This is a genomic window from Mycobacterium sp. 1465703.0, from assembly GCF_001672975.1.
In the GTDB taxonomy this organism is placed as follows: Bacteria; Actinomycetota; Actinomycetes; order Mycobacteriales; family Mycobacteriaceae; genus Mycobacterium.
On the sequence record NZ_LZKU01000054.1, the window covers coordinates 1 to 16,624 of the forward strand.

Here is a 16,624-nt window from a genome sequence, read left to right on the forward strand (position 1 = left end):
TTCGCCCAAAGCCAGTAGACAGACCAGTCCTGGCAGCCAGAAGAACAGCTCACCGCCGTCGTTGACGAACGCGCTGCCGATCAAGGTGCCCAGATGTCCGCGCGCAAGGTTGTGAACGTTGGTACTCATGCGGCTCACCGCGACGTCGTGCGCGTGCGGCCCCAGCCCGGCGAGGATGAGGTAGATGACGAGCAGGGCGACCGCGTAGCCGACCGTGACGCGCACCGAGGCCGCCGCGGGCAAGGTCCGCAGCGGCACCTGCGTGCAGCGCAGCGCGTTCGTCAACGACGGCGGTGAGCTGTTCTTCTGGCTGCCAGGACTGGTCTGTCTACTGGCTTTGGGCGAACTGATGTGGCGCGGCACAGGTCTGCTCATCACCTTTGCGGTCGGCCACGTCGGCGCCACGTTGATCGTCGCGGTCGGGCTGGTCGCCGCCATCGAGACGGGAATGCTGCCGGTGTCGGTTGCCCGCGCCAGTGACGTGGGAATCAGTTACGGCGCGATGTGCGTGCTCGGCGCGTTCACAGCGGCGATGCCGGCGCGCTGGCGCGGAGTCTGGGTCGGTTGGTGGCTGGGAACCGCGGTGGTGGCGGCCGCGGGCGCGGACTTCACCGCCGTCGGCCACGTGGTGGCGCTGCTGCTCGGCATCGGCTTGTCGTTCCGGTTGCGCTCGGCATGCTCCTGGACACCAATGCACCAGGCGCTGCTCTTGGTCGGGGTCACGTTCGGCTATCTGCTGCTCGCGGGGCCTTCGCTGATGGCGCCGGCCGGCGGGCTGGCCGGTGCGTTCATCGGACTGGTCAGCAATTGCTCGTTAGTCAGAGGGCCCCGTCAGTGTGTCGACGTGGTAGCGGCTGGCAGTCCAGGGCGGTGAGTCTGCAACCGGGGTAAGAGTGATCGTCAGCTGGGCTTTGCCCTCGGTGACCGAGCGTGGCAGCAAGTACGTGTCGTCCAGCCAACGGTGAAAGGTGTTGCTGCGCGGCTGTATCCAGTTGCCGGTGAGCACGCCGTCAACCGCAACGTCGGCCGATTGAAAGCCGGTTGCCTGATCCGATGTGCGGCGCAGCAGGACGCCGTGATTGTCCGGATCGATCTGGACGTGGAAAGTGATGATGCCCTGGGTGGCGCGGACCGAGCCGGCGACCGGCATGGTGTCCTGGGTGCCCTCGTATTCGCTGACCAGCAACTGATCGGTGGCGTCGGAGTCGTTGTAGCCGTGCAGAACTCGATTGACGGGATCGGCAGGGCTGACGTCGTCGCCGGCGGTGATGTCGGCATCCGGCTGTGTGTAGAGGAATGCCGTTGAGCTGTAATCGGGTTGGACCATGTTGCGCTTGCCGTGCTCGATGCCGAATCGGAGCGCGGAGTGATAGCCGATCGCGTCGGCCAGCATGAGCCGGTACATGGCGACGCAATAGTCAGCGCACCCGCCCGTGGCGGTGCGCTGATCGGGCTGGCCGTTGAGTGGGTCGCTGAAATGGGTGCCGTTTTTGAAGTACCAGCCGCCCTCATAGACGTCCTCGGTGCCGGTGCCATACCACTGAGGGGACGCGGCGCCGTCCGGGTAAACCCGCTCGGCGCCTTCGAGAAAGTAAGGGGCATCATCACTGAACGCTGTTTTGGTTCGGTAGCCGCGAATGGTGTGGCTGACGCCGACGAATTTCCCGTGCCCCTGTTCATCGGCGAACACCCAGTCTTGGCCGAGGGTCGTCGGTCCGGCATGCGAGCGCGCGGTGAAGTAACCGGCGCGGCCACTGGCCAGCGCGGGCGCCCACTGCGCGTCGGGTGTGGTGGTCACGTGGCTGTCTATCCCCGATACCGGGCCGGTGTCTGTGTTGACGAGCGTGACGCGGACCGATTGTGCGAAAGGCATTGGCCACCAATCGCATAGCACCAGCGATCCGTCGGGCTGCGGAATGGTCGCAAACATCAGCGATCGTACGCTGTTGGCACCCAGACCCGCGCCGAAGAACTCACCCAGTGGGGAGTCGACCATCGTTCGGCCGTCGAACTCAATGCGAAGCCGCAATGTGGTCAGCAGTCGATCGGCCGGTGCGGGCAGCTGCAGCCGGAGCGCCGAGATGGTGCCTGAACCGCTCGCTTCGACGACCGTCTGCTCAACGCCGGCGGCGAGGTCGATAATTCGATTGCTGTGCGTTGCACCGGCTGCCGCCGGCTTGGGGTCAACCGTGCCGGCGGCCCGTAGCGTGTCCAGCACGTCCAGCGCGGGGTCGGATGCCGAGAACGTGGTCACGCCATCGGCGTTCGGAAATTGCCGATAGTCGACGTGGTAGTACTCCAAATGGGATGCGACGCTGACGCGCATCGACTGCCGATAAGGCATCGGCACCTTGATGTAATTGCCTCCCGGCGATTGAACCGCGTTGGCCACCAGCGGCCACACGAACGGGGCCCCCAGTTTGCCGTCGACCAACGATTGCAATGGCGTGTCTACCACCGTCTGGCCGTCCAGCTCGATGCGCATGTTTCCCATGGCGCGAAGATTGCCGCCATCGCGGGTCAACCACATCGAATCGATTTCTCCCGCACCGTGATCCTCGGCGATCACACAGCCGGCGCCCCCGGGCGCCAGGCATCCGCCACTGCCATTGCGATTGCCGGTGGAAATATCGAAATCGCCGCCACTGCGGTCAAAACTCGACACCTGTAGCGTCTGCGAGCCGGGGTTCAAAAAGGGCAACCGATCCAGCCGACGATAGGTATCCCAGCCGACCATTCGGTCGCCGGCACCATTGATGGTCGGCTCGGCCGGTGCTGCCGGCGCGGCGACCACACAGGCGAGTACCAACAGTACGACTCCGCAGGCTGTGCAGCACGCCCGTGAAGTCACCCGCATAGCAACGAAGCTTACTTTTCCCGGTTGGTTTCACCCTGTTTCAAATCCGTATCTCGGCTGGGTTGAACGCGTTTGGGTTCGCCGGGCATCTTCGGGTAGTTCGGCGGGTACGGCATGTCTCCAAGCCCACGCTCTTCGTCGGCTTCGGCCATTTCCAGTAACGAAGCGATCGATTGGGCCGCCTCATCCATTGCACCCCAGGGGTCTTCTCGATGCTCGACCAGATCGGGCACGGTCGCCATCGTGTAGTCGTCCGGCTCGGCATCGGCCAACTCGGTCCATGTCAGAGGCATCGATACCGTCGCGATCGGGGTGCGCCGCACCGAATACGGCGAGGCCATGGTGCGGTCCCGGGCATTCTGGTTGAAGTCGATGAAAATGCGCTCGCCGCGTTCTTCCTTCCACCAGGACGTGGTGACAGCATCCGGCGCACGGCGCTCGACTTCCCGGGCCAGGGCGATGCCGGCACGACGCACCTCGATGAAATCCCAGTCGGTGGCGATCCGCAGAAAGACATGGATCCCGCGACCGCCGGATGTTTTCGGGTAGCCCACCAGACCCAGTTCGTCGAGCAACGGCCGTAGCACCTCGACCGCGACGGTGCGCGCCTGGTCGAAGGCAACGCCGGGTTGCGGGTCCAGATCGATGCGCAGTTCGTCGGGATGGTCGGTGTCGGGGCAGCGCACCTGCCATGGATGCAGCGTGACGGTGCCCATCTGCGCCGCCCACACGACCGCCGCCGGATGCGTGACCTTCAGCGCGTCCGCGGTCCGCCCCGATGGGAACGTCACCTGGCAGGTCTGCAGATAGTCGGGGTGGTGTTGGGGAACCCGTTTCTGGTAGATCTCCTCGCCGTCGATGCCGTCCGGGAACCGTTGCAGGTGGGTGGGCCGGTCGCGCAGCGCGTCAAGCATCGGGCCGCCCGCCACGGCACGGTAATAGTCGACCAGGTGCCGCTTGGTGCCTTTGGAGCCCAATTCCGGGAAATACACCTTGTCCGGATTGGTCAGGCGCACCGCAATCCCGTCGACGTCGACCTCTTCGGCAGCAGCCATACCATCGATTCCAGCACAATCAGGCTATGGACCTCCCTGTCATGCCGCCGGTGTCGCCGATGCTGGCGAAATCGGTTCGCTCGATTCCCCCTGATGCGTCCTATGAGCCCAAGTGGGACGGTTTCAGGTCCATCTGTTTCCGCGACCAGGATCAGGTCGAGTTGGGCAGCCGCAACGAACGGCCGATGACGCGCTATTTCCCCGAACTGGTCGCAGCGGTCAAGGCCGAACTGCCGCAGCGCTGCGTGATCGACGGCGAGATCGTCATCGCCAGCGACCACGGTCTGGACTTCGAGGCACTGCAGCAACGCATCCACCCGGCCGATTCGCGGGTACGGATGCTCGCCGAGGCCACGCCGGCATCCTTCATCGCGTTCGACTTGCTGGCCCTCGGCGCTGATGATTACACGCGCCGGCCTTTCAGCGAACGGCGTGCCGCGCTGGTGGACGCGTTGGCGGATTCGGGGCCCTCGATCCATGTGACGCCGGCGACCACGGATCTGGACACCGCGCAGCGGTGGTTCGACGAATTCGAGGGAGCCGGCCTCGACGGCGTGATTGCCAAGCCGCTGGACATCACTTACCAGCCGGACAAGCGGGTCATGTTCAAGATCAAGCACGAGCGCACCGCCGATTGCGTGGTTGCCGGCTATCGGGTGCACAAATCCGGTGCCGACGCGATCGGTTCACTGTTGCTGGGTTTGTATCAGGACGACGGGCAACTCGCGTCGGTCGGCGTGATCGGCGCGTTCCCGATGGCCGAACGGCGGCGGTTGTTCGACGAATTACGGTCGCTCGTCACCGGTTTCGAGGGCCACCCATGGAATTGGGCCGCGCATGAAGCCGGTGAGCGGACACCCCGCAAGAACGAATTCTCCCGCTGGAACGCCGGTAAGGATCTTTCGTTCGTGCCGCTGCGACCCGAGCGGGTGGTCGAGGTCCGCTACGACCACATGGAAGGCCGGCGTTTTCGTCATACCGCGCAGTTCAATCGGTGGCGTCCGGATCGCGACCCGCGTTCCTGCACTTATGAACAGCTCGAACAGCCGGTGACCTTCAGCCTCAGTGACATCGTGCCGGGACTCGGGTCGGGCTAGAGGATGGTTGATATGCATTGGCGCGCTGGGCAATCCGCCCCTACATCCCGCGCGACGAGGAGGGCATTCGCCGAACGGGTACCTCAGCCGTCGATGTGCGTGGGTGGGTCGCCGAAGGCGAAATCCGGGGGCTGCTGGCCGGGACCCATCAAACCGCAATGGTTGTCGGGCACCAGGTAAGAACTGGCGCCGTTGGGAACCAGGCGGGTGACTGCCACGCACCGTTGCCAGGTGCCGTCGGGCTGCACGGGTCCGTCGCACTTGCTGAGAACCGGTCCTCCGTATTGGCAGCCGGCGCTGGCCGGCGGCGCCGAAGCGATCAGCCCGGCGGCCATCAGCAGGGCGGCCAGTCCTCCCACGATGCCGCGCTTCATGGTTGCCTCCCGTCATATCGCCGCTGGGCGTTGCCGAGCGCTTGGGGTGGCAATCATATGGCCCAGCCGGCAATATGACGCTACCGCTAACGTGGCTGGCTTTTGCTGCCTTTGCGTTCGGCCGCGTTTGGCCTAGGTGTTAACCGGGCACGCGGCCATCATGTCAGTCACAGCCTTTCAAGATCTCCCGTTAGCCGATCGCGACCGCAAGTGGGACGGCGACGCCGCCGAGAAGCGGGTGCGTAAGTGGGCCGATGCCCAGGACGGGCCGAACCAGAAGTACCGCGACACCCACGTCTGGTACGACAACGACAAGAAGGACAACTTCACGTCCTACAAGCTGCTGATCGCCGACGTCATCGACGGCGAATTAAAGGCCGTCCCACGCGGAGTGATGGCGGCCGGCGCGATCATGGACGGCGCGCGGGGTGGTATCGACGTGCCCCGCTCCGATGTCGACCGGATCAAGAGCCACCTGGCCAAGTACTACAAAAAGATGGACGAAAATCCGCCGTGGGAACGGGACTAGACGGTGACCATCAGCTGCGACAGCCCGCGCAACGTGACGTTGGTCTTGTACAGCGGCTCGCCGTCCAACCGGGCATTCGGAAAACGCGCCGTCACAGCCGACAGGGCTACACCGGCTTCCAGCCGGGCCAGCGGCGCACCCAGACAGTAATGCGCTCCGCGACCGAACCCTAAGTGCCGCATGCCTTTCCGATCCGGATCGAACACATCGGGCCGGTCATACTCGGCGGGATCGCGCTGAGCGGCGGCGGTCAACAGCATCATGATGTCACCCGCGGGAACGTCAATGCCCCCGATTGTCATGTCGTCGCCCGCAGTTCGGGCGATCATCTGCGCCGGCGGGTCGTAGCGCAGTGTCTCCTCGATGACCGCCGGAGCGCGACCGGCGTCGGCGCCCAGCGCCGTCCACTGCGACGGCTGGCGAAGCATCGCCAAGATCGCGTTGCCGATCAGGTTCACCGTGGTCTCGTGACCGGCGACCAGCAGCAGGACGCAAGTGGAGACGATCTCCTCGGCGGTCAGCTGATCGCCCGATTCCTCCACCGCGATCAGCCGGGACATCAGGTCGTCGCCAAGCCGTGACCGCCGCCGCTCGATCAGGCCGTGCAGATAGGCGCGCAACCACATTCCGGCGTCCATCCGCTCTTTGAGGTTGTCCGATGGCGTGCCGGTGAACGCGACGAACGGGTCCAGTGATTGGGCCAGCAGCGCCGACACCCGGCTGAACTGTGGCTCGTCCTCGATGGGTACGCCGAGCAGCCGGCAGATCACGGTAACCGGCAGTGGATAGGCCAGGTCTTCGACGACTTCGAAGCGTCCCTTCTCGGCGATCTGGTCCAGCAAGCCGTCTATCAGCGCGGTGATGTCGGGCTGCAGCGCGCTCACCACCTTCGGTGCGAACGCCTTGCTGACCAGCTTGCGCAGCCGGGTGTGATCCGGCGGGTCCAGAAACAGAAACCCCGGCGGGGTTGGTGACGGCGCCTGCGCACCGGCCTCGATCAGCTGTTGGGTCTGCGCCTCGATCTGGGCTCGGGCGGCGGTCGACTTGAGCCGGTCGTTGCTCGACGACGGGTGGCGCAGGACTTCGTCGCAGTCGCGGTAGGTCGAGAACACCGCGAGGTTGCCTTCGGGCAGGGCAAACGATCCGCGCTCACGAAACTGCGCGAACAGCGGGTAGGGGTCGGCACGGACCGCCGGGTCCAACAGTCGCACCAGCAATTCGTCGGGCTTCGTGGACTCGGTCGGCGCGGTCGTCATCCTGACATTGTGCCCGCCGCCGGACGGGGACCCGCTCAGCGGCGCAGGAACTCCACGATGCGGCCGGCCAGTTCCTCTCCGGCGTCCTCCTGCAAGAAATGCCCGGCACCGCGGATCACCGGGTGGTCGATTCCCTGCGCACCGCGCATCTCGCGCTTAAAGATGGCGGCCATCGGCCCGGTGATCGGGTCACTGTCGCTGAAGGCGACCAGCATGGGTGACGGGCTCACCGAAAGCTTGGTCCACGCCCTCTTGTTGGCCGCCGCGGCCGGATCATCCGGTGACGTCGGCACCAGGCCCGGCATGGCACGCGGCCCGGCACAGTAATCGTCGGACGGAAACGGCGCGTCATAGCCGGCCCGCTCGGTGTCGCTCATCCGCTTGCGACAACCGCCCTGCACAAACGCACCGATGTCCAGCCTCGGCGCTGATGTGATGGCTTCACGGAATCGCCACCAGACGTCAGCCATGGGCTGCTCGCCGTTGGGCAACCCGGTGTTGGCGACGACCACCCGGGCGAACCGTTCGGGATGCTCTGCGGCGAGCCGTAATCCGATCAGCCCGCCCCAGTCCTGGCCAACCAGGGTGACATTGCGAAGGTCTAGGAGATCGAAAGCCACCGCCCGCATCCATTCGACGTGGCGCGCGTAGCTGTGGTCTTCGCGACGGGTCGGCTTGTCGGAGCGGCCGAACCCGACCAGGTCGGGACAGATGACTCGATGACCGGCGGCGGCCAGTATCGGAATCATCTTGCGGTACAGGTATGACCACGACGGTTCGCCATGCAGCATCAGAACCGGGTCGGCACTCTGCGGGCCGTCCTGAACCCAGGCCACCCGCAGCGTACCGCCGTCGTCGTCGGGCACTTCGCAATACCTTGGGGTATAAGGGAAGTCGGATAACTTGTCAAAACGGTCATCGGGTGTGCGCAATGTCCGCATGTCAGTTTCCTTCGGGTAGTCCGGCCACGCCCGGATCAGCCATCAAGCGATCGAGAAACCCGTGCTGTCCTTTCAGGAGTTTGACGCGCGCGGTTGCTACCGCAAACCAGCCCACCCGATCGACTTCGGGAAACTCCCGCAGCGTGCCCGATCCTTTCGGCCACTCCAATTCGAAAGTGTTGCTGCGCGTGGCGGTGACGTCGAGATCGCTTCGCACGGCGAAGGCGGTCACCACCTTGCCGCCGGACTGCTTCACCTGTCCGAGGTCGATGCGCGGCCCGGTGGGCACCGAGAGCCCCAACTCTTCGGAGAACTCGCGCTGCGCGGCCACCCAGGGATCCTCGTCGTCGCTGTACTCGCCTTTCGGGATCGACCACGCACCGCTGTCTTTACGGGCCCAGAACGGTCCACCTGGATGCGCTAAAAGAACTTCGACGACGTTGTTACAAGTCCGGTACAACAACACACCCGCGCTGAGCTTTGCCATCGATTCCTATTCTCCCACAGCGCATTCCAGATCCTTCAGCGAGGACTCCAAATGCGCGAGCAGGCGCTGCAGGTGCGGGACGCTGCGCCGGCATCCCACCAGGCCGAAGTCCAGGTTGCCGGCGTTGCTGGCCAGGGTGATGTTCAGTGCCTGACCATCCAGCACGATGGACAGCGGGTAGTTGCCATCGAGCCGGGCGCCCCCGTAATAGATCGGCTGGGTGGGTCCCGGCACGTTCGAGATGACGATGTTGAACGGGGGCGATGTCGCCGAAACCCAGCCCGGCACCGCCGCCAAAGCCAGCGAGGACAGGTTGGCCGCGGACAGTGCAAGTGCTTGAATGCGCGGCAATTGCGTGAACACCTTCTTGTTGCAGCGCATCGAATCGCTGATGGTGAGCAGGCGCTGCGCGGGGTCGTCGGTGTCGGTCGCGAGGTTGCACAGAATGGCGCCGACCATGTTGCCGCCGGTGTCCGCCTCGTCCTCGGTGCGCAGGCTTACCGGGACCATCGCGATGAGCGGTGTATCCGGCAGCGCGCCGCGCTCGAGCAGGTAGTAGCGCAGCGCGCCCGAGCACATGGCCAGGACGACGTCGTTCACGGTGACCCCGGCGGCCCTTTTCACGGTCTTGATGCGGTCCAGCGACCAGGATTGCGCGGCGCAGCGCCGTGCACCGCCGATGTTGACGTTCAACATGGTCTTCGGCGCCGCGAAGGGCAATGTCAGTTGCTGCTCGAGCAGCGCCGCACGCGCCAGTCCTGCCGTCGAGGGAGCAAGCGCCGCAACGGATCCCGCGGCGCGGATCAATGACTTCAGCGGAGACGACGGGCTGGCTTTCCGCTTACGTCTGGGCAGACTCCACGGCGCGCGGATCTCGCGGTCGTCCGGATCGGTGGACAACGCGCGCTGCATCAGCTTCTGCGCGGAGACGCCATCGATCAGCGCATGGTGAACTTTGGTGTAGATAGCGAACCGGCCGTCTTTGAGGCCTTCGATGACGTGCGTCTCCCACAATGGGCGGTGACGATCCAACAGGCTGCTATGCCACCGCGACGTCAGCTCGAGCAATTCGCGGACCCGTCTGGGCGACGGCAACGCCGAGCGCCGCACGTGGTAGTCGACGTCGATGTCGCCGTCGTTGTCGTACGACCAACCGAGGTTTGCGATGCCGCCTATGAACGTCGCCGGATGTTTGCGGAATGTGGGCTGGAACTCTCGCTGGGCGACCAGATCCCGGTAAAGCTCACGAACGAAGCCGCGACCGGCACCCGGCGGCGGCACGAACAACTGCAAGCCGCCGACATGCATGGGATGCTCGCGAGATTCTCCCAGCAGAAAAACCGCGTCGGTGGGCATCATGAGTTCCATTCACCCATTAGACGCCATGCGGGCAGGGAAGTCGCTGCTTACAGGAGATCGGTGATGGTCTTCAAGCCCGCGTCGTAGAGCACGCCGGGCAGCATCCCGCCGTCACATTCGATGGTGGTGCCGTTGACGAAGTCGGCCTGCCCGCCGGCGAGGAACACGCAAATGCGCCCGACCTCCGCCGGTTCGCCGGCGCGGCGCATCGGGACGGCAGCGAAATACGTTGCGCCAGTGGGGTCGTCCTTGGGCAACACGAAAGATCGGAAGTTCTCGGTCATCGTCGGCCCAAGGGCGATGCAGTTGACCCGGACTTTGGGCCCCCACTCTTCGGCCAGTGACCGGGTGAGATGGTTGAGGCCGCTCTTGGCCGCACCGTAGGAGACCAGGGTTGGCGATCCTGCTGGATGTCCGGCGCCGCTGGAGATGTTGATGATGCAGCCGACGCCGTCCTGGGTCCGCATCTGCCGATAGGCGCGGATGGCGAACCACAGTGGGCTGATCAGATTCATCTGCACGGCAAACGCGTGAAACAGGGCCGTGCGGGCGAACTCGTCGTCGCTGCCGGGTGCGCCCTGAATGCGTTGCACGAGTTCGGGAATGCTCTCGGCATGTGGCGCCGGAACGGTGCCACCGGCGTTGTTCACCAAAATGTCGATCCGGCCATGGACAGCCACCACGTCCGCGACGAACGTGTCGATCGAACGATGGTCGCCTTGATCGCACACTTGCTGCGAGGCGCGTGCCGCCCAGTCCGGTTCGATGCCGGGGATGGTGTCCAGCGGCGACCGCGAACAGCCGATCACGGTCGCTCCGGCACGAAGCAGTTCGTGGGCGATGCCCACGCCCACGCCGCGGCTGGTGCCGGTGACGATCGCGATCTTGCCGTCGAGGACGCTCATCAACAGACCTTCCTCCGATGCCACCGATTGTTGACAGTGACTGTCATCGAGTCATAGTCTGCCATTTCGTTCGCCGATGTGTAAAGGCCGCGCACGGTCACCTCCGGGAGGTCAATGATGAGTAGCCCGTCCAAGCTTCGCGTTATCCAATGGGCCACTGGCGGTGTCGGCAAAGCGGCGATCGAGTGCGTGCTCAACCACCCAGAGCTCGAGCTGGTGGGGTGTTGGGTGCACAGCTCGGACAAGAACGGTGTCGACGTCGGCCGGATCATCGGGACGCAGGAGCTGGGTGTCACCGCCACCACCAGCATCGACGAGATACTTGCGCTGGACGCCGACTGCGTCATGTACAGCCCGCTGATCCCCAACGACGACGAAGTCATCGCGATCCTGCGATCCGGCAAAAACGTCGTCACACCCGTAGGTTGGGTCTACCCCGATCCCGGCAACAAGCGTCACCGAGCCGTCGCCGAAGCCGCATCGGAAAGCGGTGTGACGCTGCATGGTTCGGGGATCCACCCAGGGGGAATCACGGAGCGATTCCCCCTCATGGTGTCCTCGCTCTCGTCGGCGATCACCCATGTGCGCGCCGAGGAGTTTTCCGACATACGCACTTACAACGCACCGGACGTGGTGCGTCACATCATGGGATTCGGCGGTTCCCCCGAGGAGGCTACCCAGGGGCCGATGGCCGGCCTACTGGAAGCGGGTTTCAAGCAGTCGGTGCGAATGATCGCCGACCACATGGGCTTTCGCATCGATCCCGCCATCAGGACCATCCAGGATGTTGCGGTGGCGACCGCCGATATCGACTACGACCCCTTCCCGATCACCACCGGCACGGTGGCCGCGCGCCGGTTCCGCTGGCAAGCGCTCGTCGACGGTGAGCCGGTGATCACGGCGGCGGTCAACTGGCTGATGGGCGAGGAAAACCTCGATCCGGCTTGGAATTTCGGTCGGCGGGGCGAGCGCTTCGAGGTGGAGATCACCGGGGACCCTGATGTGAGTCTGACCTTCAAGGGTCTGCAGCCGGAGACGATCGCGAAAGGCCTGGCGAAGAATCCGGGCGTCGTGGTGACCGCCAATCACTGCATCAATGCCATCCCCGACGTCTGCGCCGCCGAGCCGGGTATCAAGACCTATCTAGATCTGCCTTTGTTCGCCGGGCGACCGGCTCCGAATCTCGCCGTGGACCAGCCGTGACGAACAGCGTCCTCGACGATGTGTCGTTCTGCCACCTTGTCGTCGGTGTCACCGACATGGACCGGGCACTGAGCTTCTACCGTGACGTGCTCGGCATGGAGATGGTTTTCGAATCCCTCATCTCCGGAGAGCCGTTTGATGCGGTGCTGCACGCCAACCGCAAACAGGAAGGGCGCGTGGTCGGCGGCTTACTGGGCGGCCTGATGATCGAGTTGCTGTCGATCGGCGTCAACCCGCCCGAGCAAAAGCAGCGGCGCGGCATCACCGGAATCCACAATGTCTCGCTGTCGGTGACCGATCTCGACGAAACCCATCGCCGCATCGTCGCGGCCGGTCACACTCCTGACCAAGACCCCTTCGAGATCGGTGGCGTACGAATGTTTTTCGTCAAGGACCCGGACGGCACGCCGGTCGAGTTCATCGAGTTGCCGGACGGCGCGCGCAGCACCTACGAAATGCACCGCGGCGTACGGCTGCAGATGGGACCGGCCAAATGAGCGCTCCCACCTACTTTCATCCCGACTCACTGCGCGGCCGAGTCGCGATCGTCACCGGCGCCGCGCAGGGTGTCGGTAAGGGCGTTGCCACCGCGCTGCTCGAACGCGGCGCCGCGGTGCTGTTGGTCGATATCCAGCACGAGGCGCTCAACACGACAACCACCGAGCTGCAAGCGCTGGGGCGGGCCGAACAGCTGGTCGCCGATCTCCGCGACCCGGACAGCGCCCCGCGCATCGCGGCGGCGGCCGTCGAGGCGTTCGGGACGGTGCATGGCCTGGTCAACAATGCCATTGCCACCAATGAGCCCAAGGCCTTCGTCGATATCACCACCGAGGATCTCGCACTCGGTTACGACGTTGGCCCTCGCGCAACCTTCCTGCTCATGCAGGCCGTGCACCCGTTGATGGTCAAGGAGGGTGGCGGATCGATCGTCAACCTCGGCTCGGGCACCGGCACCGGTGGCGAACCCAAGTGGGGTGGATACGCCGCCGCCAAGGAAGGCATCCGCGGCTTGTCCAAAGTCGCCGCCCTGGAATGGGGACGCGACAACATCCGGGTCAATGTCATCTGCCCCTTCGCCGAATCGGACGGTGTCAAGTACTGGAAGTCGTTCGCGCCCAAGGAGTACGAAAAGGCCGTCGGACGGGTTCCGATGAAGCGCATCGGCGATGTCCGTACCGACGTCGGTGCTCTGGTGGCGTTCCTGCTCAGCAGTGACGCGACATTCATCACCGGACAGACCATTCACGTCGACGGCGGGATTGGCTGCTTCCGATGAGCGGCGAGTCGCTTCGCGACCGGCAGCGCGCACAGATCCGGGCCGATATCCGGCGTGCGGCGTTCCGCCTGTTCGTCGAACGCGGCTATGACGCGGTGACCACCGAGGAAATCGCCACGGCCGCAGGTGTTTCGCCGCGAACGTTCTTCCGGCATGTGCCGGCCAAGGAAGAGCTTCTGCTGGCGCCGGTGCGCTACGGCGGCGCTGCGATCGTCAATCTCCTCGAAGGTAGGCCCGCCGGGGAGTCGCCTGATGCCGCGCTGATAAACGCGATCATCACGCGAACCCGCTCATTCGAGCAGGCAGACACCGAGGAATGGCGCGAGGCCCTGCTGGTGGTGCCCGACCTGCTCGACAAGGTCACCGTTCACCGGCCTGCCGACAAGGAACGGGCGACCAAGCTCGTCGCCGAGAGGATGGGTGTAGATCCGGAGGACGACATCCGGCCGGGACTGCTGGTTCAGCTCGCGTTCGCGGCAGCGGATTTCGCCTTCCAGCAATGGGTGCGGCAGTCCGGGAAACCGTGGCCGCTGGATCGTTACGTCACCGAGGCTTTGGATGCGATCAAAAGTTCGCACTGGAAACGAAAGTGAGTCGGGGTCAGCGCCGCTGCGACACTTCGGGATTGGCGATCCGAATGGGCGCCCCGTCCAGCCAGGCCACCACTGATTCCGCCGTGTCGGCGTAGAAGGCGCCCAGCATTTCGCGAGTGACATATCCCAGGTGTGGAGACAGGGTCACATTCGCCAGAAGCCGCAGCCGATGATCGGGCGGCAGCGGTTCGGTGTCGTACACGTCCAACCCGGCCCCGGCGATGCGCCCGGATTCCAGCGCGGCGATCAGGGCGGCCTCGTCGACGATCGGCCCCCTGGAGGTGTTGATCAAGTAGGCGTGCGGCCTCATCGAGGCCAGCTCGGCCTGGCCGACCAGACCGCGGGTGCGCTCCGATAGCACCAGATGGATGGAGACCACGTCCGACGATTCGAACAACGGGGCCTTTTCCACCCGGCGGGCGCCCACGCTCGCGGCGACTTCCTCGGTGAGATTTTGGCTCCATGCCAGGACTTCCATGTCGAACGCCTTGGCGTATTCGGCCATGCGTTTGCCGACCCTGCCCAGGCCGAGAAGTCCGAGGGTCTTGCCGGACAACGTCATACCCGCGGTGCTCTGCCACCCGCCATCACGCATGTTCCGATGCTCTTCGGCAAGATGGCGCACCGTCGCAATCAGCAGCCCCCAGGCGAATTCCGGCGTAGCGTCGCGGATGGGTCGGAATCGGGGGTGGGCGAAGTCCGATTGGGCCACCAGGATCCCGTGTTCGCCGGCCGCGGCCATGTCCAGATTCGGCAGGCTCTTGCCGACAATGGTGATCAGCTTGAGGTTCGGCAGCCGCTCGATCAGCGTCCGCGGAAACGCCATTCGCTCTCGCAGGGTGCACACCACATCGAAGGACCGCAGCGCATCGGCCGCCTCGTCCTCGGTCAGGTGCCGGTTGAAAACGGTTACCTCGGAACGTGTTTGCACCGGCGACCAGTCGGCAACCTGCAAGGCTACGCCGGCGTAGTCATCGAGAATCGCTACCTTGGGCATGCGGTCTCCCTTATCAGCCACAGAATCACTCCCCCTACCGAGGGAGTCGGCAACCTCGATTGACCTTAACCGGTCGTCTCGATCATGGTGCCACGGCGATCTTGACATGCGGTCCGGACTCTTGTTCGCGCCACGCCTGAGCAGAATCCTCGAGTGAATATTGGCGTGTGTCAACGTGAATGCGCCCGGCGACGGCATGCTGGGTGATCTCCTGGTAGCCCGCGCGCATCACCTCCGGCCCCATGGCGTCATTGAGGTGACCGATATGGGTCCGACCGGTCAAGGCACGAAACGACACCTCGGCAGTGGGACCGGCACCCTCGCCGACGGTAATCAGCGTCGCACCGTTGGCGGTCGCGTCGAGCGCGGCGACGAAGGGCTTGCCGTAGACAAGGTCGACAACCACGTCATAGCCGTCACCGGCCTCGCTGCGCAACGCTTCGGCATCGTCATCTCCGCCCAATTGCACGGTGGCATCGGCGCCCAACAAGCGCGCTTGTTCCAAGGCATCCGGGTTGCGGCCCGCGCCCACCACTCGTCCGGCCCCGAGAACTTTGGCGACCTGCACAGCGATCCGGCCCACGACTCCCGTCGCACCGAGCACCAATACCGACTCACCATGCGATACGTCAGCATGTCGGGTCAGCGGCAGCCACGCGGCAAGCCCGGCGATACCGCAGGCGACCGCGAGGTCGTCGGCGAGGCCCTCGGGGACGGGAAAGATTTTCGCCGGATCGACAGGGCAGCGTTGCGCCCAGGACCCGAACGGATCCGGCGGCCCATTGAAATAAACCCGCTTGCCGTCCAGCATGCCAATCCCTTCCCGGCCCACCACCGACGGCGTCACCGGCGTGCCCATTTTCCCCGATGCCAACAACAGATCCACCGGATTACAGCCGGCGAGTAGCACATCAATGATTTCGCTGTGGGGATCCCCGGTGGGCTCATCGAAGTCTCGGACCGTCGGGATGTCGCCCGCTGCCTCCAGAACCGCCGCACGCATCTCGAGCCTCCCGCCTGCGCATCGGATTCGACGCTGACGCAAAGGGTTTCCGTCCCTGGCAGATCGAAACGGTGAGGTCGAGAGCGCTACGGCAGTTATCCGCCTAACGAAAAGTGGAAGCTGTCCGATTCAACATGGGCACCGTAGTGACTATGGGCGTTGTAGTGATCGGCCAGATCGGACGCGACTTGGTATTGCGTACTGAGAGGCCGCCGACATCCAGCGAATCCGTGAAGATCCTGCATCGCGACGAGTTACTCGGCGGCAAGGGCGCCAACCAGGCTGTCGGTCTGGCCCAGCTGGGCGTACCGGTCGCGCTCATCGGCGTGGTGGGTGATGACTACGCCGGATCCTCGGCACTGCAGCAGGCCGAACGCGACGGCATCGACATCGGCGGCGTCGTGCGCCGCGGCACAACAGCGCTCCTGATCGATATCGTCGGTCGGCCGTCCGAACGCATGCTTCTCGACGACGTCCCGGAAAGCTCCCTGGTCCAAGTCGCCGACCTCGATCGGTCGTTGCTCGACGGCGCCGACACCGTCTCTGTGCAGCTGCAGCAGCCGGCTGCCACGGTTCTGGCAGCGGCGCAGCGCGCACGGCAACGGGGATTGCGTGTGGTGGCCGACGGCGCGCCCGCCCCGCGGATTCGAACCGACCTGCTCGCGGCGGTCGACGTGTTACGGGCCGGCAGC

At 64.8% G+C, this 16,624-nt stretch carries 16 protein-coding genes and 3 pseudogenes; 8 read left to right on the plus strand and 11 right to left on the minus strand.

From position 1 onward, the window contains the following. A pseudogene (locus A5625_RS28105) lies at positions 1-285 on the minus strand (hypothetical protein); the annotation flags it as partial. Here A5625_RS28105 and A5625_RS04975 point away from each other — a divergent pair. Beyond that, positions 269-874, plus strand: a pseudogene (locus A5625_RS04975) (rhomboid-like protein); the annotation flags it as partial. The pseudogenes A5625_RS28105 and A5625_RS04975 overlap by 17 nt on opposite strands. On the opposite strand, the gene A5625_RS04980 reads toward A5625_RS04975, so the two are convergent. Then, entirely contained in the window at positions 815-2,857 is a 2,043-nt protein-coding gene (locus A5625_RS04980) for a glycoside hydrolase family 172 protein (RefSeq protein ID WP_066989618.1), read from the minus strand. The pseudogene A5625_RS04975 and the gene A5625_RS04980 overlap by 60 nt on opposite strands. Positions 2,858-2,868: 11 nt before the next feature. Further along, positions 2,869-3,912, minus strand: coding sequence for a non-homologous end-joining DNA ligase (gene ligD / locus A5625_RS04985; RefSeq protein WP_066989620.1), 1,044 nt, complete (start codon positions 3,910-3,912; stop codon positions 2,869-2,871). A gap of 26 nt (positions 3,913-3,938) precedes the next feature. Here ligD and A5625_RS04990 point away from each other — a divergent pair, with 26 nt between their 5' ends. Next, positions 3,939-5,009, plus strand: a complete 1,071-nt coding sequence (locus tag A5625_RS04990; protein WP_066989622.1) for an ATP-dependent DNA ligase — start codon at positions 3,939-3,941, stop codon at positions 5,007-5,009. A gap of 83 nt (positions 5,010-5,092) precedes the next feature. Here A5625_RS04990 and A5625_RS04995 read toward each other — a convergent pair whose 3' ends face one another. Continuing rightward, positions 5,093-5,383, minus strand: coding sequence for a hypothetical protein (locus A5625_RS04995; RefSeq protein ID WP_066989624.1), 291 nt, complete (start codon positions 5,381-5,383; stop codon positions 5,093-5,095). A 160-nt stretch (positions 5,384-5,543) separates the two neighbouring features. Here A5625_RS04995 and A5625_RS05000 point away from each other — a divergent pair, with 160 nt between their 5' ends. After that, a complete protein-coding gene (locus A5625_RS05000) occupies positions 5,544-5,912 on the plus strand; it encodes a hypothetical protein (protein ID WP_066989671.1) in 369 nt (122 codons plus the stop codon). Here the strand turns inward: A5625_RS05000 and A5625_RS05005 are convergent. From A5625_RS05005 to A5625_RS05025, 5 genes are read right to left on the minus strand one after another with little or no spacing between them, the layout of a single operon-like run. Then, positions 5,909-7,168 carry a cytochrome P450 gene (locus A5625_RS05005; protein WP_066989626.1) on the minus strand — a complete coding sequence of 420 codons (1,260 nt, stop codon included), beginning with the start codon at positions 7,166-7,168 and terminating at the stop codon, positions 5,909-5,911. The genes A5625_RS05000 and A5625_RS05005 overlap by 4 nt on opposite strands. Positions 7,169-7,203: 35 nt before the next feature. Then, the gene (locus A5625_RS05010; RefSeq protein ID WP_066989628.1) at positions 7,204-8,109 is read right to left on the minus strand and encodes a haloalkane dehalogenase; all 906 of its coding nucleotides are present in this window, start codon (positions 8,107-8,109) and stop codon (positions 7,204-7,206) included. A 1-nt stretch (position 8,110) separates the two neighbouring features. After that, on the minus strand, positions 8,111-8,596 hold the full coding sequence (locus A5625_RS05015; RefSeq protein WP_066989629.1) for an NUDIX domain-containing protein: 486 nt from the start codon (positions 8,594-8,596) through the stop codon (positions 8,111-8,113). A 6-nt stretch (positions 8,597-8,602) separates the two neighbouring features. After that, positions 8,603-9,964, minus strand: coding sequence for a wax ester/triacylglycerol synthase family O-acyltransferase (locus tag A5625_RS05020; protein ID WP_066989631.1), 1,362 nt, complete (start codon positions 9,962-9,964; stop codon positions 8,603-8,605). Positions 9,965-10,002: 38 nt separating this feature from the next. Next, positions 10,003-10,860 carry an SDR family oxidoreductase gene (locus A5625_RS05025; protein ID WP_066989673.1) on the minus strand — a complete coding sequence of 286 codons (858 nt, stop codon included), beginning with the start codon at positions 10,858-10,860 and terminating at the stop codon, positions 10,003-10,005. A gap of 117 nt (positions 10,861-10,977) precedes the next feature. On the opposite strand from A5625_RS05025, the gene A5625_RS05030 reads away from it, so the two are divergent. From A5625_RS05030 to A5625_RS05045, 4 genes are read left to right on the plus strand one after another with little or no spacing between them, the layout of a single operon-like run. After that, positions 10,978-12,063 carry a dihydrodipicolinate reductase gene (locus tag A5625_RS05030; protein ID WP_066989633.1) on the plus strand — a complete coding sequence of 362 codons (1,086 nt, stop codon included), beginning with the start codon at positions 10,978-10,980 and terminating at the stop codon, positions 12,061-12,063. Next, positions 12,060-12,560 carry a VOC family protein gene (locus A5625_RS05035; protein ID WP_255397914.1) on the plus strand — a complete coding sequence of 167 codons (501 nt, stop codon included), beginning with the start codon at positions 12,060-12,062 and terminating at the stop codon, positions 12,558-12,560. Before A5625_RS05030 ends, A5625_RS05035 begins: the two co-directional genes overlap by 4 nt. After that, on the plus strand, positions 12,557-13,339 hold the full coding sequence (locus A5625_RS05040) for an SDR family NAD(P)-dependent oxidoreductase (RefSeq protein ID WP_066989635.1): 783 nt from the start codon (positions 12,557-12,559) through the stop codon (positions 13,337-13,339). Before A5625_RS05035 ends, A5625_RS05040 begins: the two co-directional genes overlap by 4 nt. Further along, positions 13,336-13,932: a TetR/AcrR family transcriptional regulator gene (locus A5625_RS05045; RefSeq protein ID WP_066989637.1), complete on the plus strand. Its 597-nt coding sequence runs from the start codon at positions 13,336-13,338 to the stop codon at positions 13,930-13,932. The genes A5625_RS05040 and A5625_RS05045 overlap by 4 nt, the downstream gene beginning before the upstream one ends. Positions 13,933-13,939: 7 nt before the next feature. On the opposite strand, the gene A5625_RS05050 is transcribed toward A5625_RS05045, so the two are convergent. After that, a complete protein-coding gene (locus A5625_RS05050; protein WP_066989640.1) occupies positions 13,940-14,929 on the minus strand; it encodes a D-2-hydroxyacid dehydrogenase family protein in 990 nt (329 codons plus the stop codon). Between the two features lie 82 nt (positions 14,930-15,011). After that, the gene (locus A5625_RS05055) at positions 15,012-15,932 is read right to left on the minus strand and encodes a zinc-binding alcohol dehydrogenase family protein (RefSeq protein WP_066989642.1); all 921 of its coding nucleotides are present in this window, start codon (positions 15,930-15,932) and stop codon (positions 15,012-15,014) included. Positions 15,933-16,084: 152 nt separating this feature from the next. Between A5625_RS05055 and A5625_RS05060 the strand changes: the two are divergent. Then, positions 16,085-16,618 (plus strand): annotated as a pseudogene (locus A5625_RS05060) (PfkB family carbohydrate kinase); the annotation flags it as partial. Between the last annotated feature and the right edge of the window lie 6 nt (positions 16,619-16,624).

What these genes read in the sequence shown, in the direction of transcription:
- A5625_RS04980 (WP_066989618.1), bottom strand. Translation starts at nt 2,857, where the DNA reads ATGCGGGTGACTTCACGGGCGTGCTGCACAGCCTGCGGAGTCGTACTG.
- ligD (WP_066989620.1), bottom strand. Translation starts at nt 3,912, where the DNA reads ATGGCTGCTGCCGAAGAGGTCGACGTCGACGGGATTGCGGTGCGCCTG.
- A5625_RS04990 (WP_066989622.1), top strand. Translation starts at nt 3,939, where the DNA reads ATGGACCTCCCTGTCATGCCGCCGGTGTCGCCGATGCTGGCGAAATCG.
- A5625_RS04995 (WP_066989624.1), bottom strand. Translation starts at nt 5,383, where the DNA reads ATGAAGCGCGGCATCGTGGGAGGACTGGCCGCCCTGCTGATGGCCGCC.
- A5625_RS05000 (WP_066989671.1), top strand. Translation starts at nt 5,544, where the DNA reads ATGTCAGTCACAGCCTTTCAAGATCTCCCGTTAGCCGATCGCGACCGC.
- A5625_RS05005 (WP_066989626.1), bottom strand. Translation starts at nt 7,168, where the DNA reads ATGACGACCGCGCCGACCGAGTCCACGAAGCCCGACGAATTGCTGGTG.
- A5625_RS05010 (WP_066989628.1), bottom strand. Translation starts at nt 8,109, where the DNA reads ATGCGGACATTGCGCACACCCGATGACCGTTTTGACAAGTTATCCGAC.
- A5625_RS05015 (WP_066989629.1), bottom strand. Translation starts at nt 8,596, where the DNA reads ATGGCAAAGCTCAGCGCGGGTGTGTTGTTGTACCGGACTTGTAACAAC.
- A5625_RS05020 (WP_066989631.1), bottom strand. Translation starts at nt 9,964, where the DNA reads ATGGAACTCATGATGCCCACCGACGCGGTTTTTCTGCTGGGAGAATCT.
- A5625_RS05025 (WP_066989673.1), bottom strand. Translation starts at nt 10,860, where the DNA reads ATGAGCGTCCTCGACGGCAAGATCGCGATCGTCACCGGCACCAGCCGC.
- A5625_RS05030 (WP_066989633.1), top strand. Translation starts at nt 10,978, where the DNA reads ATGAGTAGCCCGTCCAAGCTTCGCGTTATCCAATGGGCCACTGGCGGT.
- A5625_RS05040 (WP_066989635.1), top strand. Translation starts at nt 12,557, where the DNA reads ATGAGCGCTCCCACCTACTTTCATCCCGACTCACTGCGCGGCCGAGTC.
- A5625_RS05045 (WP_066989637.1), top strand. Translation starts at nt 13,336, where the DNA reads ATGAGCGGCGAGTCGCTTCGCGACCGGCAGCGCGCACAGATCCGGGCC.
- A5625_RS05050 (WP_066989640.1), bottom strand. Translation starts at nt 14,929, where the DNA reads ATGCCCAAGGTAGCGATTCTCGATGACTACGCCGGCGTAGCCTTGCAG.
- A5625_RS05055 (WP_066989642.1), bottom strand. Translation starts at nt 15,932, where the DNA reads ATGCGTGCGGCGGTTCTGGAGGCAGCGGGCGACATCCCGACGGTCCGA.